The sequence below is a fragment of the Stenotrophomonas sp. 28608_Sma genome (genome assembly GCF_056486185.1).
Map to the genome: position 1 here is coordinate 1,879,010 of NZ_CM151308.1, position 19,675 is coordinate 1,898,684.

General features: G+C 67.3%; 18 protein-coding genes. 10 read left to right on the plus strand and 8 right to left on the minus strand.

Annotation, left to right across the window (positions count from 1 at the left end; all coding sequences use genetic code 11):
* The first annotated feature begins 116 nt into the window (after positions 1-116).
* Together ACZLHH_RS08820 and ACZLHH_RS08825 are read left to right on the plus strand one after the other, a co-directional pair.
* Positions 117-323: a DUF6229 family protein gene (locus ACZLHH_RS08820; protein ID WP_010484314.1), complete on the plus strand. Its 207-nt coding sequence runs from the start codon at positions 117-119 to the stop codon at positions 321-323.
* A gap of 81 nt (positions 324-404) precedes the next feature.
* Positions 405-3,302 (plus strand): type 2 lanthipeptide synthetase LanM family protein, encoded by a 2,898-nt coding sequence (locus ACZLHH_RS08825; RefSeq protein WP_180844905.1) that lies wholly within the window; start codon positions 405-407, stop codon positions 3,300-3,302.
* Between the two features lie 18 nt (positions 3,303-3,320).
* Here the strand turns inward: ACZLHH_RS08825 and ACZLHH_RS08830 are convergent, their stop codons facing one another.
* Together ACZLHH_RS08830 and ACZLHH_RS08835 are read right to left on the minus strand one after the other, a co-directional pair.
* Positions 3,321-3,890: a response regulator transcription factor gene (locus tag ACZLHH_RS08830; protein WP_012510702.1), complete on the minus strand. Its 570-nt coding sequence runs from the start codon at positions 3,888-3,890 to the stop codon at positions 3,321-3,323.
* The gene (locus ACZLHH_RS08835) at positions 3,887-5,113 is read right to left on the minus strand and encodes an ATP-binding protein (RefSeq protein WP_032128856.1); all 1,227 of its coding nucleotides are present in this window, start codon (positions 5,111-5,113) and stop codon (positions 3,887-3,889) included. Before ACZLHH_RS08835 ends, ACZLHH_RS08830 begins: the two co-directional genes overlap by 4 nt.
* A 114-nt stretch (positions 5,114-5,227) precedes the next feature.
* Between ACZLHH_RS08835 and ispG the strand changes: the two genes are divergently transcribed.
* The 3 genes from ispG to ACZLHH_RS08850 all read left to right on the plus strand — a co-directional run bounded on the left by ispG (position 5,228) and on the right by ACZLHH_RS08850 (position 8,072).
* Complete coding sequence (ispG, locus tag ACZLHH_RS08840; RefSeq protein ID WP_106467705.1) at positions 5,228-6,493, plus strand: flavodoxin-dependent (E)-4-hydroxy-3-methylbut-2-enyl-diphosphate synthase; 1,266 nt, start codon at positions 5,228-5,230, stop codon at positions 6,491-6,493.
* Entirely contained in the window at positions 6,474-7,223 is a 750-nt protein-coding gene (locus ACZLHH_RS08845) for a phosphatase PAP2 family protein (RefSeq protein ID WP_180844906.1), read from the plus strand. The genes ispG and ACZLHH_RS08845 overlap by 20 nt, the downstream gene beginning before the upstream one ends.
* A gap of 201 nt (positions 7,224-7,424) precedes the next feature.
* The gene (locus tag ACZLHH_RS08850; RefSeq protein WP_180844907.1) at positions 7,425-8,072 is read left to right on the plus strand and encodes a response regulator; all 648 of its coding nucleotides are present in this window, start codon (positions 7,425-7,427) and stop codon (positions 8,070-8,072) included.
* 330 nt (positions 8,073-8,402) lie between these two features.
* On the opposite strand, the gene eda is transcribed toward ACZLHH_RS08850, so the two are convergent.
* From eda to zwf, 5 genes are all read right to left on the minus strand, one after another.
* The gene (gene eda / locus ACZLHH_RS08855) at positions 8,403-9,062 is read right to left on the minus strand and encodes a bifunctional 4-hydroxy-2-oxoglutarate aldolase/2-dehydro-3-deoxy-phosphogluconate aldolase (RefSeq protein WP_049423523.1); all 660 of its coding nucleotides are present in this window, start codon (positions 9,060-9,062) and stop codon (positions 8,403-8,405) included.
* A gap of 205 nt (positions 9,063-9,267) precedes the next feature.
* Positions 9,268-11,181 (minus strand): phosphogluconate dehydratase, encoded by a 1,914-nt coding sequence (gene edd / locus ACZLHH_RS08860; protein WP_180844908.1) that lies wholly within the window; start codon positions 11,179-11,181, stop codon positions 9,268-9,270.
* A gap of 58 nt (positions 11,182-11,239) precedes the next feature.
* On the minus strand, positions 11,240-11,965 hold the full coding sequence (gene pgl, locus ACZLHH_RS08865; protein WP_049423528.1) for a 6-phosphogluconolactonase: 726 nt from the start codon (positions 11,963-11,965) through the stop codon (positions 11,240-11,242).
* Entirely contained in the window at positions 11,962-12,969 is a 1,008-nt protein-coding gene (gene glk / locus ACZLHH_RS08870; protein WP_049400948.1) for a glucokinase, read from the minus strand. Before glk ends, pgl begins: the two co-directional genes overlap by 4 nt.
* Positions 12,966-14,402, minus strand: a complete 1,437-nt coding sequence (gene zwf, locus ACZLHH_RS08875) for a glucose-6-phosphate dehydrogenase (RefSeq protein ID WP_132809814.1) — start codon at positions 14,400-14,402, stop codon at positions 12,966-12,968. The genes glk and zwf overlap by 4 nt, the downstream gene beginning before the upstream one ends.
* Positions 14,403-14,754: 352 nt before the next feature.
* Here zwf and ACZLHH_RS08880 point away from each other — a divergent pair, with 352 nt between their 5' ends.
* Entirely contained in the window at positions 14,755-15,837 is a 1,083-nt protein-coding gene (locus ACZLHH_RS08880) for an ABC transporter ATP-binding protein (RefSeq protein WP_180844909.1), read from the plus strand.
* An 88-nt stretch (positions 15,838-15,925) separates the two neighbouring features.
* On the opposite strand, the gene ygfZ is transcribed toward ACZLHH_RS08880, so the two are convergent.
* Complete coding sequence (gene ygfZ, locus ACZLHH_RS08885) at positions 15,926-16,801, minus strand: CAF17-like 4Fe-4S cluster assembly/insertion protein YgfZ (protein WP_180844910.1); 876 nt, start codon at positions 16,799-16,801, stop codon at positions 15,926-15,928.
* A 39-nt stretch (positions 16,802-16,840) separates the two neighbouring features.
* Between ygfZ and ACZLHH_RS08890 the strand changes: the two genes are divergently transcribed.
* The 4 genes from ACZLHH_RS08890 to sdhA are packed head-to-tail and all read left to right on the plus strand — an operon-like array spanning position 16,841 to position 19,665.
* Positions 16,841-17,011 (plus strand): DUF1674 domain-containing protein, encoded by a 171-nt coding sequence (locus ACZLHH_RS08890; protein ID WP_005409075.1) that lies wholly within the window; start codon positions 16,841-16,843, stop codon positions 17,009-17,011.
* 56 nt (positions 17,012-17,067) lie between these two features.
* Complete coding sequence (sdhC, locus tag ACZLHH_RS08895; RefSeq protein WP_024958620.1) at positions 17,068-17,460, plus strand: succinate dehydrogenase, cytochrome b556 subunit; 393 nt, start codon at positions 17,068-17,070, stop codon at positions 17,458-17,460.
* Positions 17,457-17,843: a succinate dehydrogenase, hydrophobic membrane anchor protein gene (gene sdhD / locus ACZLHH_RS08900; protein WP_005409077.1), complete on the plus strand. Its 387-nt coding sequence runs from the start codon at positions 17,457-17,459 to the stop codon at positions 17,841-17,843. Before sdhC ends, sdhD begins: the two co-directional genes overlap by 4 nt.
* Before the next feature lie 31 nt (positions 17,844-17,874).
* Positions 17,875-19,665, plus strand: coding sequence for a succinate dehydrogenase flavoprotein subunit (gene sdhA, locus ACZLHH_RS08905; protein WP_049423536.1), 1,791 nt, complete (start codon positions 17,875-17,877; stop codon positions 19,663-19,665).
* The last annotated feature ends 10 nt before the right edge of the window (positions 19,666-19,675 follow it).

Sequence of the window (19,675 nt, forward strand, 5' to 3'; positions counted from 1 at the left end):
GTCATCCAGTATCGCTCGCAGCATGATGTTGATGCCAGGGACTGGCCGTATCCGAAGGGACGTGGAATCGATCCATGTCCTCAACGCCTCATGTTGTGAATGACAGGAGATTGCGAATGGATCTGAACGACGATGTTGTGTCCGGCTGGCTCAATGGCTCGGACGATGTGGATGGGTGTGCCAACCCTGCGGGTTCGCTGTTCATCTACGGTGCGGCAGCCACCGAAGCGGCCCTCACCGGAGCTTCGGACACCATGATCACCGGGGGCACCAACGAGTGCACCACCACGGTATCGGTGATCAACCACTGCCTGTGTTGCTGATGTAACCCGAGCCGGCACGCAGAGGCATGCAGCTGCGTGCCGGCGACTGGAACAGACTCTCGATATCTCGCAGGGGGCGTAATGACCGCTTCTCCGGCTGCGGCCGCGTTTGCGTGCATCACCGAACATTTCCTTGCCCAGGCGCGCGCTGCGCTGGTTGCCGGCCTGCATGATCCCGCCATTGCTCTGCAGCCTGGCGAGCGCGATCTGCTGCATGCACGGGGCGATGCGGCACTGCGTGAGCATGCCCAGCTCAAGCTCAACCGCGTGCTGCTGCTGGAACTGCACGCCGCTGCGCGCAGCGGTGACATCGGCCCGCTTGACAGCGCTGGGGTGCTGGACGAATTCGTTGCCCTGGCCACCAGCGAGGGCTTCCGCACGCATCTGCAGCGACGCTATCCGGTGCTGCTGCCGCGCCTGACGCGCATGCTCGAAGGACAATGTGCGGCTGTGGTGGAGCTCGCTGTTCGCATCGGCAGCGATCGTGCGGCGCTGGCAGAGTTGCTGGGTGCGCCGGCGGGCACGCTGCATGCCGTTGCATTGGGACGCGGTGACCTGCATGGTGGCGGCCGGACTGTGGCACGGCTGCAGTTCGATGGCGGCACGGTGATGTACAAGCCACGCTCATTGCGCATCGATGCGACGCTTGATGGCCTGTTGTCCACGGTCTTCGGTGACGGCCCTGACCGCGTATGCGTGCCGAAGGTGATTGATCGTGGCAGCCACGGCTGGGCCGCCTTCGCCGCGCACCGCTACTGTGCCGATGACCTTGAACTGCGTGCCTACTACCGCGGTCTTGGCCATTGGTTGGCAATCCTGCGCCTGGTCGGTGGCACCGACATCCATCTGGAGAATCTGATCGCGGTCGGGCCGGTGCCTGTCGTGGTCGACGCCGAAAGCGTGTTCTCCCGGGTAATCGACATCGAGCCATCAGGGCTTGGCGATGCGTACGACACCGCCGTCAAGCTGATGCGTAATTCAGTGCTGCGTACCGGAATCGTGCCGTTCCGTACTGCCGGCCTGGGCATGGAAGGCGTGGATCTGTCCGCAGCCGGCGCACTGCCGGGCGAGCAGCCGCGGGTACAGGTGCCGGTGATTGTCGAGGATGGGACGGAACCGGCCCGCTTGGGCATGGTTGAGGCCGAGGTCTCCGTTGCGCAGAATCATCCCAGCGCGCAGCCTGATGTGTCGTTGTACTGGGATCACATCAGCGAGGGCTTCATCGACGCCAGTGGGCGCCTGCGCGCGCTCGATGCGAAGGGTGAACTGATGCCGCTCCTGGCGGCTTTCGAGGGCTGCCAGGTGCGCGATGTGCGGCGGCCGACCATGGCCTACGCCGAGCTCGGGCGGATGCTCTGGCATCCGGCATCGCTGCACAAGGAGGCCCAGGCGGTTGAACGCGCGATCGATCTGCTGGTGCGCAATGCAGCGGTGTCACCGGCTGCGCCATCGGACCTGGAAACCGTACGTGGAGAAGTGGACGACCTGCGCCACGGTGACATTCCGATCTTCACTTCACAGCTGGACGCGACCCGCATCCGCTCCATCGCCGACAACTGGCGTGCGATGCGCATCGACCTCGAAGACGTGACCATCCGCAGCACGTTGGTGGCCACCGACCTGAACCAGCACGCGCTGGCCCGCGCCGAGGCTCGGTCCGGCTATAGCTACGCCGCGCAGCAGCCTCGCGCGGACGATCTGGACCTGCGCCGACGAACGCTTGCGGCACACGCGGTGGAGAATCTTCTGCGGCTTGCCGTGCACGGTGAAGACGGTTCGATGACCTGGATCACGCCCGAGGTGACCCGCACAGGATGGACCGTCCAGCCGGTGCAGCCCGACCTGTATTTCGGGCTGGGAGGCATTGCGTTCGCACTGGCGGCCTACCGCCGGGAAGTGGAGCAGGGACGTGCCGATCCGGTGGCTGGGTTGGATCCGGCCATCGAAGGCGCCATTGCGGTGTTCCAGACCATGTGCGAGCGCCATCCCGCCGGGATCGATGGTGGTTTCGTCGGCTCGGGCTCGCAGATCTGGACCCTGCTGGCATTGCATGATCTGCTGCAGCGCCCCGCACTGCTCGCGCTGGCCGAGCGCTGTGCGGAAGGAGTGGAACGTCGTGGTTTCCAGGGGCCGGTGAAATTCGAACTGATTGATGGCGTGTCCGGCATGATCCTGCCGTTGCTGGCGCTGGCCGAGGCCACCGGCAGATCGCGCTGGCTGGAGTTGGCGGCTGCAGCCGGGCGCCGCATGCAGGAAGCAGCGATCGTCGATGCCGACGGCGCACGCTGGCCGACGCCACAGTTCCGCGAGCCGATCGGTGGCTTTGGCCACGGCGCGATGGGCATGGGCTGGGCGCTGGCACGGCTGGCGCGTTCGGATGCCGGCAGCGTGCCTGAGCGGGCCGCCTGGCGGCAGCTGGCCGAAGGAGCATTTGCGTTCCAGGCGGCGCTGTTCGAGACGCATACCGGACGCTGGCGCGATATCCACCTGGAGGACGGGCAGAAGAATTTCCCGACCTGGTGCCATGGCAGTGTTGGCATCGGTCTGGCGGCGGCGGATCTGTACGCCCGCACCGGCGATCCCGCGCAGTTGCGTGACATGCGGCGGGCTGTGGCCGACGCGCGCGGCAAATGGGGGTTCAGCCACACCCTGTGCCATGGCGATGTGTCCACCCGGGAGTTGCTGGTGCTGGCGGCTGCGCTGGATCCGGAGGGATGTCCCTATCCGCAGGACGAGGCCGCCATCGAGATCGTTTCTTCGATCGAGGAGCACCAGGGCATGGTCGGCGGGTTGACCCGCGCGGCCTTTACTCCGGGCCTGATGATCGGTCTGGCAGGGACGATCTATGGCTTCCTGCGCATGCATCCGGCCTGCACGCTGCCGTCGCCGCTGCTGCAGGAGACGGTAGCGGCGCGGGTCGATGCGTCGGCGTCGCGCTCCAGCGCCGCGCAGGACCGAGCGGTGCTGGCCGAGGTCTGAGCCGGACGGGTCCGGCGATCAACGGCTGGGATCGCGCTCCGGGCTTGGCCGCTTGGCCAGCTTGCGCTGCAGCGAACGCCGGTGCATGCCGAGCAGGCGGGCGGCTGCAGACACGTTGCCGCCGGTCTCGTGCATTGCCTGCTGGATGTGTTCCCACTGCAGGCGGCTGATCGGCGTCATCGCATCAGGCACTTCCATTTCACCATCGTCGGCCGGGCCGTCGTCTTCCTCGCCGAGCGCGCGCAGGATCATCGGCACCGTGGCCGGCTTCGGCAGGTAGTCGTCGGCACCAAGCTTGATCGCCTCCACGGCGGTGGCGATGCTGGCGTAGCCGGTCACCAGCAGGATGCGCATGTCCGCGCGCAGGGCACGCAGCGGCTGGATCAGTGCCAGGCCGGAATCGCTGCCCAGCTTCAGGTCGATCAGCGCGAACGCCGGCGGATGCTGGCGGGCCAGCGCCAGCGCACTGGCGGCATCCTGTGCGGTCTGCGTTTCAAGCCCCTTGCGGGCCAGGCTGCGCTGCAGGGTACGCAGGTACAGCTCGTCGTCGTCGACCAGCAGGCCCAGGGTGGAGTGATGAAGGCTCATGGGGTGTCCTCACGTGGGGTCAGCGGCAGGCGGAAGCCGACGCGGCTGCCGGCCCCCTGGGCCGGGCGCATCCACATCTCGCCGTCGAGGCGTTCGATGGTGGCATGGGACAGGGCCAGGCCGACGCCCATGCCCTCGCTTTTGCTGCTGCCGAACAGCTTGCCCGGCAGCACCGCGGCACGGGCGTCGAAGCCGTGGCCGTAGTCGCGGACTTCGCCGATCAGGTCGTCGCCTTCGATGCGCAGGTCCAGGTCCACGCGCGGCCGGCCGGCCTGCTCGCCGGCATCGGCGGCATTGTTGAGCAGGACCATCAGCAGATGGCCCACGCCCGGGTCGAGTGGCAGCCGCAGCGGCGCATCGTCATTGCGGTGCAGGTCGATGGTCGGCCGCACCAGGCGCCACTGTTCCAGTACCTGCTGGGCGCTGGAGTGGCTGCGACCCGGTGCATCGGCCGAGGCCGGTGCGGCCAGCGCCAGCACGCGCTCGCGGCACTGCACCAGCAGCTCGCGCAGGGTTTCCATGTCTTCGCGTACTTCGGGCTCTTCGCTGCGCTCGGCGACGTCATCGGCGAGCAGGGTCATGGTCGCCAGCGGCGTGTTCAGTTCATGCGCCACCGAGGCGGCATGGGTGGCCAGGGCGACGATGCCCTCGTTGCGGGCGAAGCGTTCGCGCAGGGCCGACAGTTCCAGTTCGCGCTGGCGCAGCGCCAGTGCCAGGCGGGTGGAAAAGGTCAGCACGACCGCTGCGGAAATCAGGAAATTGGCGACCACGCCCCAGCGGTTGAGGTCCTGGGCGCGGAAATAGCCATCCGGCAGCGACTGGCCGAAGATGCCGCTGGCGGCGTAGCCGAGCAGGCAGGCCAGCGCCACCGCCAGTGCCCAGCGCAGGGGCAGGGCGAACGCGGCGAGCGCGATCAGGATCAGGAACAGCGAACTGAACGGATTGGCCATGCCGCCACTCCAGCCCACCATCCAGGTCAGGATGATCACGTCCACCAGAATGTGGCCGAACGCGGTCAGTGGCGCGGTGTCGGCCGCCTCCGGGCGCAGCTGGGTGTAGATGTTGAACAGGGTCAGCACGGCCACGCCCGCCCACAATGGCAGTTGCGGCAACGGCAGGCCCAGCACCCAGGTGGCAACCAGGATGGTGGCGGCCTGGCCACCTACGGCAAGCCAGCGCAGGCTGCACAGGGTTCGGAGAAACGGGGCGTCGGGACCGGTCATTCACGCTCATCGTATGCGTTCACGCGTGACCGTGCCTGCGACAATCGGCCGCAGCCGTGCCGCCGGCTGAATGCGAGTCACCCGGAATGCGGAGGCGGGCGGTAGAATGCGCCCATGCACGACGCCGTTACCCGCCCGACGCCCCCTTCCGATGCCACTGCCTGGCCCCGCCGCCAGACCCATGCCGTCCAGATCGGCGGGGTCACCGTAGGCGGAGGCAAGCCGGTCGTGGTGCAGTCGATGACCAACACCGATACCTCCGACGTGGCCTCCAGCGTGAAGCAGGTGGCCGAGTTGTGGCGTGCGGGATCGGAAATGGTGCGGCTGACCGTCAACACCGTGGAAGCCGCTGCGGCGATCCCGCGCATTGTCGACAAGCTGGCGATGATGGGCATCGACGTGCCGCTGATCGGTGACTTCCATTACAACGGCCATCAGCTGCTGACCGCCGAACCGGCCTGTGCCGAAGCGCTGGCCAAGTACCGCATCAACCCGGGCAATGTCGGCTTCGGCAAGAAGAAGGACCTGCAGTTCGCCCAGCTGATCGAGTTCGCGATCCGCTACAACAAGCCGGTGCGCATCGGTGCCAACTGGGGCTCGCTGGACCAGGCCCTGGCGGCAAAGCTGATGGACGAGAACAACCTGCGTGAGCAGCCCTGGGACGCCGGCCGCGTGCTGCGCGAGGCGCTGATCCGCTCGGCGCTGGATTCGGCAGAGCAGGCGGTGGAGCTCGGCCTGCCGCGCGACCGCATCGTGCTGTCGGCCAAGGTCAGTGGCGTGCAGGAGCTGATCGCGGTGTACCGCGACCTGGCCCAGCGCTCGGATTTCGCCCTGCACCTGGGCCTGACCGAGGCCGGAATTGGCAGCAAGGGCATCGTCGCCTCGTCCGCGGCGCTGAGCGTGCTGCTGCAGGAGGGCATCGGTGACACCATCCGCATCTCGCTGACCCCGGAACCGGGCCAGTCGCGTACGCAGGAAGTGATCGTCGCCCAGGAGCTGCTGCAGACCACCGGCCAGCGCGCCTTCACGCCGCTGGTCACGGCCTGCCCGGGCTGCGGCCGCACCACCTCCGAGTTCTTCCAGGAGCTGGCCAAGGTGGTACAGAACCACGTGCGCGAGAAGATGCCGCTGTGGAAGATCCACCACCCGGGTGCGGAGAACATGACCCTGGCGGTGATGGGCTGCATCGTCAACGGACCGGGTGAGTCGCGCCATGCCAATATCGGCATCTCGCTGCCCGGCACGGGTGAAACGCCTGCAGCGCCGGTGTTCGTCGATGGCGAAAAGAAGGTGACCCTGCGTGGCGACAACATCGCCCAGGAATTCGTCGCCCTGATCGACGACTACGTCGAACACAAGTATGTCCGAAGCGCCGGATAAGCCTGCGATCCTCGCTGCACCGGAGTCCGCCTCCGGCTTCCGCCACTGGATGGCGCGCAATGCCTGGCGCCTGGTCCTGCTGTTCGGTGGCGTGCTGCTGCCGCTGGCCGGCTTCGTCGCCCTGGCTGACGAGGTGCACGAGTTTGAATCGTTCCATTTCGATGCGCCGCTGCTGTGGCAGATGCATGGCCTGCATTCGCCGCTGCTGGACCGCTTCTTCGTGCTCATTTCCAGACTGGGCTACGAATGGTTCCTGATCCCGGCCGACGTGCTGATCATCGGCGTGCTGCTGGGCTACCGGCGTTGGCGCGAGGCGACCTTCGTGGCGGTCAGCTTCGTCGGCTCGGCGCTGCTGAACATGGGCAGCAAGCACTTCTTCCAGCGCCAGCGCCCCAGCCTGTGGGAATCGATCGCGCCGGAATCGACGTTCAGCTTCCCCAGCGGCCATGCGATGGGCTCGATGACCCTGGCAGTGACCCTGGTACTGCTGGCCTGGAACACCCGCTGGCGCTGGCCGGTGCTGCTGCTGGCACCGGCATTCAGCCTGCTGGTCAGCGTGTCCCGGGTCTACCTGGGGGGGCATTACCCCTCCGATATCCTGGCCGGATGGTGTGCCGCGCTGGTTTGGGTGGTAGGGTGCTATCTGGTCATGTTCAGTCGCCGGCACCCATGGCGACGTCACGGCTCGCCGCCAGCGAAGGCCAGCGAAGCATCATCACAGGGGGATTGACGTGGATGGCCCTTGAGGGACGTCTACGTGATAGATCAGTTGTTTCGTTGCAGCAGGTTCTGCAAGACAGGGGGCAAGCACAACGCGCGGTAGTGTGATGCGCAAGGCGGATTGCCGGGGTCGCATTCCGAACGCGCTTGCAGGGGTATCGGCACCCTGCCTAGCTTGACCTGCAATGGCCGCATTCGAAGAGGTACGTGAATGACGATTCGAGTCTACCTGGTGGATGACCACGCGCTGGTCCGCACCGGGATGAAGATGATTCTGTCGGGGGAAACCGACATCGAGGTGGTGGGCGAAGCCGAGACCGGCGAAGACGCGCTGCGTGAAGTCCGCCAGCTGCTGCCCGATGTGGTGCTGTGTGACCTGCACCTGCCGGGTGTGAGCGGCATGGAAGTGACCGAGCGCATCGTGCGCAGCCACCGCAATACCCGCGTGGTGATCGTGTCGGTGCTGGAAGATGGCCCGCTGCCGAAGCGGCTGCTCGAGGCTGGCGCCGCCGGTTACATCGGCAAGGGCTGCGATGCGCAGGAGCTGTTGCGCGCGGTGCGTGACGTGGCCGGCGGCCGTCGCTACCTGGGCACCAGCATCGCGCAGAACCTGGCGCTGTCGACGGTGGAAGGCAACGGTTCGCCGTTCGACAGCCTGTCCCCGCGCGAGCTGGAGGTGGCGTTGCTGCTGACCCAGGGCCTGCGCCAGGAAGACATCGCGTGGCGGCTGAGCCTGAGTGCGAAGACGGTGAACACGCACAAGGCGCGGTTGTTCGAGAAGATGGGGATCCACGACAACATCGCGTTGGCGCGGATGGCCAGCCAGTACGGGCTGGTGGATCCGGCACGGCCGCTGTAAGGGTTTCGGCCAACGGCTGAGCCCCTCGCGGTGTGCGGCAGGATTCGTGGGGTTGGCCCTGCGGAGGGATTGCGCAGGGGACGCCGTGAATCCATCCCTGGAGGCTCGGGCGCGCCATCCATGGCGCTTACGCCCCTGCGCAATCCCTCCGCAGGGCCACGGACAGGTTCCGTGCGCGTCCACCGCGGAATGAAGAAGGAAGAGCAGGAGCGGGTCGCGCGCTGTGCGCGCTCGTCGCCCGGGGTCGGATCCCTTTCCCGGTGGGAAAGGGCTCTGACCCTTGATGATGCCGGAGCCGAGCGTGGGCTCGGCTCTACCCCTTTGTCGGGCTCAGTGGCCGCGCACGCGCTGGATGATCTTGGCGGCGTCGGTGGCACTGGCGCGCACCTTGTCCCATTCGCCGTTGGCGATCCAGTTGCCCGGCACCATCCACGAACCACCGATGCAGACCACGTTCTTCTGCTCGAGGTACTCGGCGGCGGTGTTTTCGGTGATGCCGCCGGTCGGGCACAGCTTGAGGTCGGCAACCGGGCCGGCCAGGCCCTTGATCATCGCCAGCCCGCCCACGGCGGTGGCCGGGAACAGCTTGCACACGCGGAAGCCGCGCGCATACAGCGACAGCAGCTCGGTCGGCGTTGCCGCACCCGGCACCACCGGCAGCGGCGCAGCGGCCAGTGCATCAGCCAGCGCCGGCGGCGTACCCGGGGTCACCAGGAAATCCGCACCCGCATCGATGGACTGCTGCATCTGCTCCACGGTCAGCACCGTGCCCGCACCCACCACCACGTCCGGCAGCTCACGCTTGAGCATCGCCAGCGCTTCCATTGCCACTGGCGTACGCAGGGTCAGCTCGATGGCCGGCAAGCCACCTTCCAGCAGCGCCGCGCTGACCGCACGCGCCTGGTCCAGCGTATGAATCGTCACCACCGGCAGGATGCCCGCCGCACGCAACAGCTCCGCCGCCTTCACCTGATGTTGTTCGATACCCATGCTTTTGCCCTTGCCTTTGCTCTTCTTGATTCAGTGGCCGCAGCGCAAATGACGCGCCGGGAATTGTCCAAGGGCAGTAGAGCGCCCTGGCCGGGACCGTGAGCGGCATGGATGCCGCGATCGAGCCCCCATGGATGGGTTTACGGCGTGTCCCGGCCAGGGCGCTCTACTGCCCAAGCCGGGAAGCCTGCCGCGGCTTTTCGCTTCAGGCGTCTTTCGCCTCATGCGGCGCCGCCGCCGCGGCATCGTGCCCCAACTCATACTCCGCGTCGTACTCCCACGGCCCACCATCAGCCGCCGCCGGCCCGCACGAAATCGAAATCGCACCCTGGTCGGCCGGACCCACCACACGACGGTTGATCGCGAACAGGTTGCGGCCCAGATCATGCGCGGCAGGCGCGGTGTTCGGCGCCAGCGGACGTGCAGCCCATTCGGCTGCGTCCACCAGCACTTCCAGCGTGCCGGCCTCGCCATCGAGGCGGATCATGTCGCCCTCGCGAACCTTGGCCAGCGGACCACCCCGCGCCGCTTCCGGCGTCACATGGATCGCCGCCGGAATCTTGCCCGAGGCACCGGACAGGCGGCCGTCGGTGACCAGCGCCACGCGCCGGCCCTGGTTCTGCAGCAGGCCCAGCAGCGGCGCCAGCGAATGCAGTTCCGGCATGCCGTTCGCACGCGGGCCCTGGTAACGCACCACCGCCACGAAATGCTCGGGCAACAGGCCGCCGGCATGCAGCTTGTTCAACACCTGCGGCGCATCGACCACCACCGCCGGTGCTTCGATCGTGCGGTATTGCGGCTTCACCGCCGACAGTTTGATCAGCGACTTGCCGAGGTTGCCGCGCAGCAGGCGCAGGCCACCCTGGTGTTCGAACGGATTGTCGACGCCACGCACCACCTCTTCATCGGCGCTGCGTTCCAGACCCGGCAGGTAGACCAGCTGGCCGTCGCGCAGCTGCGGCTCGCGCGCATAGTCGGTCATGCCGCCACGCGCCACGCTGACCAGGTCGCCGTGCATCAGGCCGGCCTTGATCAGTTCGCCGAACACGAAGGCCGGGCCGCCTGCTGCGGCGAAGCGGTTTACATCGGCTTCGCCGTTCGGGTAGACGCGGGCCAGCAGCGGAATCAGCCGTGACAGCTCGTCGAAGTCGTCCCAGGTCAGCACGATGCCGGCGGCACGCGCCACCGCGATCCAGTGGATGGTGTGGTTGGTCGAACCGCCGGTGGCCATCAGTGCGATGACCGCGTTGATGATCGCGCGCTCGTCGATGATCCGGCCCAACGGGCGGAAGTCGTCGCCGAGTGCCGTGATGTCGAGCGCGCGCTCGGTGGCTTCACGGGTGAGGGCGTCGCGCAACGGCGTGCCTGGATTGACGAACGATGCGCCCGGCAGCTGCACGCCCATCGCTTCCAGCAGCACCTGGTTGGAGTTGGCGGTGCCGTAGAAGGTGCAGGTGCCGGCGCCGTGGTACGACGCGGACTCCGCTTCCAGCAGTTCTTCGCGGGTGGCTTCGCCAGCGGCATAGCGCTCGCGCACTTCGGCCTTCTGCTTGTTCGGGATGCCCGGGGTCATCGGGCCGGCCGGCACGAACACCGCCGGCAGATGGCCGAAGGCCAGCGCACCGATCAGCAGGCCCGGCACGATCTTGTCGCACACACCGAGGTAGACAGTGGTGTCGAACATGTCGTGGCTGAGCCCGATCGCGGTGGCCTGCGCGATCACATCGCGCGAGAACAACGACAGTTCCATGCCGCCACGGCCCTGGGTGACGCCGTCGCACATCGCCGGCACGCCGCCGGCCACCTGTGCGGTGGCGCCCAGCTCGCGGGCGATCTCGCGGATCTGCTCGGGATAGGTCTCGAACGGCTGGTGCGCCGACAGCATGTCGTTGTAGGCGGTGATGATGCCGAGGTTCGGCGTCACGCCGCCGCGCAGGCGGCTCTTGTCGGTGCCGCCGCAGGCGGCGAACCCGTGGGCGAGGTTGCCGCAGCTCAGGCGGCTGCGGAACGGGCCTTCACGCAGGGAGGCGTCGATCGCGGCCAGGTAGGCGGCGCGCGAGGCGGCGCTGCGGCGGATGACACGCTCAGTGATGGCTTGCAGTTGCGGATGGAGGCTCATTGGCTACCGGCGTTCGTGGTGGCGAGAGGCAAGCGGCGGCACGGCGCCGCCGCCAACATCAATCAGCCCAGTGGACGCGCAGGCGCGCGCCGTCCAGGTTGATCGCATTGAGGATGGGGTACTGCTGGGCGTCATTGCTGTCCAGCGCCTGGCGCAGTACCTGCAGCTTCTGCTTGCCGCGCAGCAGCAGCAGGCGCTGGCGGCACTGGCGCAGGCCATGCGGGGTCAGCGTGATGCGCAGCGGCCACTGGTTCGCGCCCGGGCAGCCGGTGGCATCCAGCGCCGCATAGGGCAGGGTGCTTTCCAGTGCGCGGGCCAGGTCCTTCGAGCCGGGGAACAGCGAGGCGGTGTGGCCGTCGTTGCCCATGCCCAGCGCCACCAGGCTCGGCGGTTGGCTGTGCTGCGCCTGCAGGTTGGCGGTGTACACGCATTCCGGAAGCGGCTTGCCGATGCGCACCAGCGGATCGAAATGCGCACCCTCGGCGCGCTTGAGCAGATTCTCGCGCACCAGCCAGGCATTGCTGTCGCGATCCTGCGGCGACAGCCAGCGCTCATCGGCCAGGCTCACTTCCACGCGGTCCCAGTGCACGTCCAGTTCGGCCAGCGCCTGGTACACCGGTGCCGGCGTGGTGCCGCCGGACAACAGGATGCGGGCGCGGCCCACTTCGTTGATGTCGTGGTTGAGGGTCTGCGCCATCTCGGCGGCCACCGCCTCGATCCAGCCATCGGCATCGCCGTGCTGGATGAACTCGATGCGGTCGTCGTGGAAGGTGGTGGGGCTCATGCGGCAACTCCAGGTGCGTCACGTTCGGCGTCGGCGGCATAGGCGGCGGCGCCCAGCAGTCCGGCGTGGGGGTGCATCACGGCCAGCGAGGGCACCCGCGCCATGATCGAGGAGAAGCGGCCCTTGTGTTCGAAGCGCTGGCGGAACCCGGAGTGCTGCAGCGAATCGAGCATCTTCGGGGTCAGCCCGCCGGTCAGGAACACGCCGTCCCACGCGCCCTGGGTCAGCACCAGGTCGCCTGCGATGGCGCCGAACACGGCGCAGAACACATCGACGGTGCGCATCGCCTGCGGGTCACCGTGCAGGGCGCGGGCGGTCACGTCCACCGGCTGCAGTTGGCCCGGATCGATGCCGGCCATCTCGCATACCGCGCGATGGATGTTGACCAGGCCAGGGCCGCAGATCAGGCGCTCGTTGGAGACGCGGCCGAACTGTTCGGACAGGATCTCCAGGATGCGGATCTCCTCCGGGGTTCCCGGCGGGAAGCTGACATGGCCGCCTTCGGTTTCCAGCGGGTAGCAGCGGCCGTGGCGCAGGATCAGGCCACCGACACCCAGGCCCGTACCCGGCCCGATCACCGCGTAGTTGCGCGGCTGGCCGGGTTTGCCCGGCACCCAGGCGGCACCGCCGACCTGGACCACGTCATCGGGCTGCAGCAGCGAAATCGCCATCGCCTGTGCGGCGAAGTCGTTGATCAGGTGCAGTTCGTTGAAGCCGAGCATGGCGGCGGTGCGGCTGCGCGAGATCACCCACGGGTGGTTGGTGATGCGCGCTTCGTCACCGTCGACGCGACCGGCCACCGCGAACACGCCGCGGCTGGCCGTGGCGCCGATCTGTTCCAGATGGTGGCGCGCGGCATCACCCAGCGACGGGAACTCCGCCACCGCGTACTCGCGGATGCTGTCCTTCTGCAGCGGTGCGTCCTGCGAGGTGTCGGCCAGGGCGAAGCGGGCGTTGGTACCGCCGATGTCGGCGACCAGCACCGGCTGCGAGCTGGCACTCATGCCGACGCTCCGCTGTCCGGCGCGTCCACGCCCTGCGGCAGGAACTCGCCCGCGTTGGCCGGGCCCCACTGGCCCGCGGGGTAGGGTTCCAGCGGCAGCTTGGCATCCTTCCAGGCGTCGGCGACGCTGTCGATCCACGCCCAGGCGGCGCGCACTTCGTCATCGCGCACGAACAGCGTGTGGTTGCCGTTGAAGGCATCCAGGAACAGGCGTTCGTAGGCGATGCGGCGGTGCAGGCCAGTCGGCACCGACAGTTCCAGTTCCAGCGGATGCAGTTCCAGCGCGCCCCATTCCGGGCCGGCCAGGCTGCTCATCAGGCCCAGTTCGATGTTTTCCTGCGGCTGCAGCTGGAACACCAGGCGGTTCGGTGCGGCCTGCGCGCGCTGCGGGCGCTCGAACAGCCAGTGGGTGACCGGCTTCAGCGTGACCACCACGCGGGTGGTGCGTTCGGGCAGGCGCTTGCCGGTGACCAGGTGGAACGGCACGCCGCTCCAGCGCCAGTTGTCGATATGCGCGGTGACCCCGGCGAAGGTCTCCACGTCGCTGCCTTCCGGCGGCTGGTAGGCCTGGGCCGGCTGGCCGTTGATGGTACCGGCAGTGTAACGGCCACGGATGCTGTCACGCGCGGCGTGCCTGGCATCGAGCGGGCGCAGGGCGCGCAGCACCTTGACCTTCTCGTCGCGGATGCGGTCGGCCTCCAGCGAGGCCGGCGGCTCCATCGCCACCATGCACAGCAGCTGCAGGATGTGGCTCTGCACCATGTCGCGCAGCGCGCCGGAGCGGGCGTAGTAGGCGTCGCGGCCATCCACGCCTTCGCTCTCGGCCACAAGGATGTGCACCGATTCGATGTAGTTGCGGTTCCACACCGCTTCCAGCAGCGTGTTGCCGAAGCGCAGAGCGATCAGGTTCTGCACTGCGGCCTTGCCCAGGTAGTGGTCGAGGCGGAACACGCGGTCCTCGTCGATCCACTGGCCGATGGTGCTGATGATTTCCTCGGCGCTCTCGCTGTCGCTGCCGATCGGCTTCTCCAGCATCAGGCGTGCCGGTGCGGCGAGGGCGCCACCCTTGGCCAGGCCTTCGCAGGTGGAGATGTACAGGCCCGGCGGAATGGCCAGGTAGCTGACGCACTTGCGGTGCACCAGGTCGGAGACCGCGGCGGCAACCGAGTCGACGTCGCGCAGGTCCACCGAACGATAGTCGATGCGGCGCAGCAGGGCGCTGATGTCGTCCTGCGTGGCCATCGGCATTGCCTGCTGCAGGCGCGGCCGCAGGATGTCATGGAAGGCTTCGGTGTCATGCCCGGACAGGGCCAGCGCACGGATGCGGAAGTCCTCCGGCAGCAGGCCGTCGCCAAGCAGGCGAAGCAGCGAAGGGAACAGGTAGCGCTGGGCCAGATCACCTGTGGCACCGAACAGGAAGAGGGTGTCGTGCATCGCTCGAGTTTCAGATCCGGGTGACATCGTTGTCAATCGCTTCATGGCTGGGTTCGGGGGACATCCGCGCAACTGCCTGTCCGAGGTTCGTCAGGTGCGATCTCCGGGATAGCGGAAGACCGTTCCATTCGAAACCACTGCCTCGGCGGAACCTTCGTTCAACCGCCGACGCAGATCGGTGCGCACCGATCATCGGATAGTGCCACGTGAAAACGTTTACATGGCAGAATGGGCAACTGTATTCGATTGCAGTGCTCGCCGTCATGCGGCAGGCGCGCAATCATCACTGCCATCGGGAGGGCCGAGGCAGTCCCAAAAGACAGCCCGGCTTCGGGCGGACCGGATAGGTGATATGGCAAAAGTGCAGTTGCAGGGTGTGCGCAAGGTCTATGACAACGGCCAGGTCGCGGTGAAGGACGCCAGCTTCGAGGTCGCCGATGGCGAGCTGATGGTGCTGGTCGGTCCGTCCGGCTGTGGCAAGTCGACCCTGCTGCGGATGGTGGCTGGCCTGGAGGAGATCAGCGGCGGCACGCTGACCATCGGTGACCGCGTGGTCAACGACGTGGCGCCGAAGGACCGCGACATCGCCATGGTGTTCCAGAGCTACGCGCTGTACCCGCACATGACCGTGGCCGAGAACCTGGCCTTCGGCCTGAAGCTGCGCGGGCATGACAAGGCGACCATCGACAAGCGCATCGCCGAAGCAGCGCAGACCCTGGGCCTGACCGAGATGATGGACAAGCTGCCCAAGGCGATGTCCGGTGGCCAGCGCCAGCGTGTTGCGCTGGGCCGTGCACTGGTGCGCGAGCCGGCGGTGTTCCTGCTGGACGAGCCGCTGTCCAACCTCGACGCCAAGCTGCGCCACAGCGTGCGTACCGAGATCGCGCAGCTGCATCGCAAGCTGGGCACCACCATGATCTACGTGACGCACGACCAGGTCGAAGCAATGACCCTGGGCCAGCGCATCGTGGTGCTGAAGGACGGCATCATCCAGCAGATCGATACGCCGATGGCGCTGTACGACCGCCCGGCCAATCTGTTCGTGGCCGGTTTCCTCGGCAGCCCGGCGATGAACGTGCTGCGTGGCACGCTGCAGGGCGATGCCGGTGGCGTGACCGTGGTCGACGGCGAATGGCGGGCACCGCTGGGCCAGGCCACGATCGACCCGGCGTGGCTGCAGAAGCCGATCGCGGTGGGCGTGCGCCCGGAACACCTGCAGCCGGCCAGTGCCGATGATGCGCATGCATTTGCCGCACGCATTGAAGGCATCGAACCGGTCGGCAACGAGATCTTCGTCAACCTGAGCAGTGGCCAGCACGCGCTGACCATGCGCGTGGCGCCGCAGGCGCTGCCGGCGGTGGGCGAGCAGATCCGCGTGGCGATCCACCCGCAGGGCCTGCATTTCTTCAACCCGGAATCCGGCGAGCGGCTGTAACGGGTAGGGCCGGCCGCTGGCCGGCAACCTCAACCAGGCATGGTTGCCGGCCAGCGGCCGGCACTACCATTCCTTGCATCCACCGGGTTCAGCGCGCCAATCCATCCAGCAACGGCATGCGCTGCGCGATCGCATCACCCACCTGCAGATCAGCGTCGCTGGCTTCCAGCGGCAGCACCGCCAGTGCCAGGTCGCCGGCCACGCAGGCAATCGTGCCCAGCGCTGCGCCATCCTGCTGCACGCCATCGCCGGCCTGCGCCGGTGCCGCGGTATGCAGCAGCTGCACCGCACGCTTGGCCTTGCCGAGGAAGTGGGTGCGGGCGACGATTTCCTGGCCGGGATAGCAGCCCTTCTTCACGCTGTAACCGTTCAGGCGGTCCAGGCCCAGCTGCTGCGGGGTCCACACTTCGCGCTGGCTTTCTTGCAGCCGGGGCAGGCCGTAGCGCAGGTCTGCCTGGCGCCAGGCCAGTGCGAAAGCGGCCTCATCGGCTTCACTGCCGGCGGCGAAGGCATCGGCGCTGCCAATGCGCAGGGTCCGCGGCAGGGCGTCGCTGCCCAGGTCCAGCTCCCAGCCGTCACCTGCGGTCTGCGCAATCGCAGCGCCGCTGGCGGCTTCGGGCGCAGTGAACGCGCCGGCCACGGCCAGATCGCTGCGCACCTGCGCCTTCACCTTGCGGCGGAAAACGAAGCGCTGCAGTTGCGACGCAATCGCATCGGCATCGCTGTCGGCCAGCACCAGCATCACGTGATCGTCGGCCAGCCGAAGCAGCTGGAACACCGCCAGGGTGCGGCCCTTGGCGCTCAGCCAGGCGCTCCACTGCCAGTGCTGCAGGGGCAGGGCGGTGACATCGCTGCTGAACTGGGCGTGGGCGAAGACGGCCGCATCCGGGCCCTGCAGGCTCAGCAGCTGGTGGCCGGGCAGGCGCGGATATCCGACGAAAGCAGGGGGCAGGTTGTCAGGCACGTGAACGAGGTCTAAAATTTGTGCGTTGCGAGACCGAACATGATAGGCCAAACAACCCCCACTCCCGACGACGAATCTGAAGCCCCGCTGGTCCCCGCGGCACCCGTGCCCGTGGAACAGGAAAAAGCAGAGGAATTCGGCGGCCGCGGCGGACTCGATCCGGTGCGGTATGGCGATTGGGAGAAAAACGGACGCTGCATCGATTTCTGATCAGCATTGAGCCAACGCGGCCACGTGCCGCCCAGCCGAGACAACGAGCCCAGCGAATGGCGACCAGACAACGCCCACTTTCCCCGCACCTTCAGGTGTATCGCTGGCAGATTCAGATGGCCACCTCGATCCTGCATCGAGCCACTGGCGTCTTTCTGTCTGTTGGTGCCCTCATCATCGCCGCCGGCCTGCTGGCCCTGATGATGGGGCCCGAGTCCTGGAACTGCTTCACCGGCCACGCCGGGGCCTGGTATGGCCGCGTGTTCCTGTTCGCGTGGACATGGTCGTTCGCCTATCACCTGTGCAATGGCATCCGCCACGTGGTGCAGGACTTCGCCATCGGCTTCAGCATCCCCGCCTTCATCCGCAGCAGCTGGCTGTCGGTCATCGGCAGCCTGGTGATCACCCTGCTGGTGTGGGCCTATGTGATGTTCGGAGGTGCCGCGTGAGCAAGTTCCGTACCCCGTTGAAGAACGTGCGCGGCCTCGGTTCGGCCAAGACCGGCACCGAGCACTTCGTGCACCAGCGCCTGACCGCCGCCGCCCTGGTGGTGCTGGGCATCTGGTTCCTGGTCTTCGTGCTGGGCCTGCTGGGCTCGGATTACGCGACTGCCGCCGCTGCCGTGGCCAAGCCGTGGAATGCGGTGCCGCTGATCGGCCTGCTGATCGCCATGTTCTGGCACGCGCAGCTCGGCATGCAGGTCGTGCTGGAAGACTACATCCACGAATCGCTGCTGGCTCTGGTGCTGCAGACCGCGGTGAAGTTCGTCGCCGTGCTCGGCATGATCGTCAGTGTGTTTGCGGTGGGCCGCATCGCCCTCGGCGTTGCCTGAGCCCAGGCACCAACACAGGAATCCAGATTAGATGTCCGCTTACAAGATCACCGAACACAAGTACGACATGGTCGTGGTGGGCGCCGGCGGCGCCGGCCTGCGCGCCACGTTCGGCCTGGCCGCCAAGGGCCTGCAGACCGTGTGCCTGACCAAGGTCTTCCCGACCCGTTCGCACACCGTTGCCGCCCAGGGCGGTATCTCGGCCGCACTCGCCAACATGGGCGAGGACGACTGGCGCTACCACTTCTTCGACACCATCAAGGGTTCGGACTGGCTGGGCGACCAGGACGCCATCGAATACATGTGCCGTGAGGCCATCCCGGCCATCATCGAGCTCGAACACTACGGCGTGCCGTTCTCGCGCACCGCCGAAGGCAAGATCTACCAGCGTCCGTTCGGTGGCATGACCACCAAGTACGGCGAAGGCCCGGCGGCGCAGCGTACCTGCGCGGCGGCCGACCGTACCGGCCACGCGATGCTGCACACCCTGTACCAGCAGTCGCTGAAGCACGATGCGCGCTTCATGATCGAGTACTTCGCGCTCGACCTGATCTTCGACGACGAAGGCGCCTGCCGCGGCGTGCTGGCTCTGGACATGTCCGACGGCACCCTGCACCTGTTCCGCGCCCAGGGCGTGGTGCTGGCCACCGGCGGTTACGGCCGTGCCTACTTCAGCGCCACCTCGGCGCACACCTGCACCGGTGACGGTGGCGGCCTGGCCATGCGTGCCGGCATCGCCATGCAGGACATGGAGTTCGTGCAGTTCCACCCGACCGGCATCTACGGCGCCGGCTGCCTGATCACCGAGGGTGTCCGCGGTGAAGGCGGCATCCTGCGCAACAGCAGCGGCGAGCGCTTCATGGAGCGCTACGCACCGCACTACAAGGACCTGGCCTCGCGCGACGTGGTCAGCCGTTCGATGACCATCGAGATCCGCGAAGGCCGCGGCGTCGGCGAGCACAAGGACCACATCCTGCTCGACCTGACCCACCTCGGCCCGGGCGTGATCGACGAGAAGCTGCCGGGCATCGCCGAGAGCGCCCGCATCTTCGCCGGCGTCGACGTGCACAAGCAGCCGATCCCGGTCATCCCGACCGTGCACTACAACATGGGTGGCATCCCGACCAACTACCACGGCGAAGTCGTGCGCAAGGTCGGCGACAACCCGGATGCGGTGGTGCCGGGCCTGTACGCCATCGGTGAAGCCGCCTGCGTGTCCGTGCACGGCGCCAACCGCCTGGGCTCGAACTCGCTGCTGGACCTGGTGGTGTTCGGTCGTGCAGTGGCCAACCGCTGCGCCGAGACCATCAAGCCGGGCGCGTCGCACAAGCCGCTGGCGGCCGATGCCTGCGACAAGGCGCTGGGCCTGCTGGACAAGCTGCGCCACGCCAACGGCGATACCCCGACCTCGGTCATCCGCGATCGCATGCAGCGCACCATGCAGGCCGACGCGGCGGTCTTCCGCACCAGCCAGACGCTGAAGGAAGGCTGCGAGAAGATGGACAAGATCTTCGACTCGTTCCAGGACGTGAAGGTCTCCGACCGTTCGCTGGTCTGGAACTCGGACCTGATCGAGACCTACGAGCTGAACAACCTGCTGCTCAACGCGGTGGCGACGATCAACTCGGCCGAACAGCGCAAGGAAAGCCGCGGCGCGCATGCGCACGAGGACTATCCGGACCGCGACGACGTCAACTGGCAGAAGCACACCCTGGTCAGCGTCGACGAGAAGGGCAAGTGCAGCTTCGACTACCGTCCGGTGCACATGTACACGTTGACCGACGACGTGTCCGTAGTGCCGCCGAAGCCGCGCGTGTACTGATCCGACCCCG

Excerpts from the sequence above, each read along its gene's own strand:
- ACZLHH_RS08820 (WP_010484314.1), top strand. The coding sequence starts at position 117 with ATGGATCTGAACGACGATGTTGTGTCCGGCTGGCTCAATGGCTCGGAC.
- ACZLHH_RS08825 (WP_180844905.1), top strand. The coding sequence starts at position 405 with ATGACCGCTTCTCCGGCTGCGGCCGCGTTTGCGTGCATCACCGAACAT.
- ACZLHH_RS08830 (WP_012510702.1), bottom strand. The coding sequence starts at position 3,890 with ATGAGCCTTCATCACTCCACCCTGGGCCTGCTGGTCGACGACGACGAG.
- ACZLHH_RS08835 (WP_032128856.1), bottom strand. The coding sequence starts at position 5,113 with ATGACCGGTCCCGACGCCCCGTTTCTCCGAACCCTGTGCAGCCTGCGC.
- ispG (WP_106467705.1), top strand. The coding sequence starts at position 5,228 with ATGCACGACGCCGTTACCCGCCCGACGCCCCCTTCCGATGCCACTGCC.
- ACZLHH_RS08845 (WP_180844906.1), top strand. The coding sequence starts at position 6,474 with ATGTCCGAAGCGCCGGATAAGCCTGCGATCCTCGCTGCACCGGAGTCC.
- ACZLHH_RS08850 (WP_180844907.1), top strand. The coding sequence starts at position 7,425 with ATGACGATTCGAGTCTACCTGGTGGATGACCACGCGCTGGTCCGCACC.
- eda (WP_049423523.1), bottom strand. The coding sequence starts at position 9,062 with ATGGGTATCGAACAACATCAGGTGAAGGCGGCGGAGCTGTTGCGTGCG.
- edd (WP_180844908.1), bottom strand. The coding sequence starts at position 11,181 with ATGAGCCTCCATCCGCAACTGCAAGCCATCACTGAGCGTGTCATCCGC.
- pgl (WP_049423528.1), bottom strand. The coding sequence starts at position 11,965 with ATGAGCCCCACCACCTTCCACGACGACCGCATCGAGTTCATCCAGCAC.
- glk (WP_049400948.1), bottom strand. The coding sequence starts at position 12,969 with ATGAGTGCCAGCTCGCAGCCGGTGCTGGTCGCCGACATCGGCGGTACC.
- zwf (WP_132809814.1), bottom strand. The coding sequence starts at position 14,402 with ATGCACGACACCCTCTTCCTGTTCGGTGCCACAGGTGATCTGGCCCAG.
- ACZLHH_RS08880 (WP_180844909.1), top strand. The coding sequence starts at position 14,755 with ATGGCAAAAGTGCAGTTGCAGGGTGTGCGCAAGGTCTATGACAACGGC.
- ACZLHH_RS08890 (WP_005409075.1), top strand. The coding sequence starts at position 16,841 with ATGATAGGCCAAACAACCCCCACTCCCGACGACGAATCTGAAGCCCCG.
- sdhC (WP_024958620.1), top strand. The coding sequence starts at position 17,068 with ATGGCGACCAGACAACGCCCACTTTCCCCGCACCTTCAGGTGTATCGC.
- sdhA (WP_049423536.1), top strand. The coding sequence starts at position 17,875 with ATGTCCGCTTACAAGATCACCGAACACAAGTACGACATGGTCGTGGTG.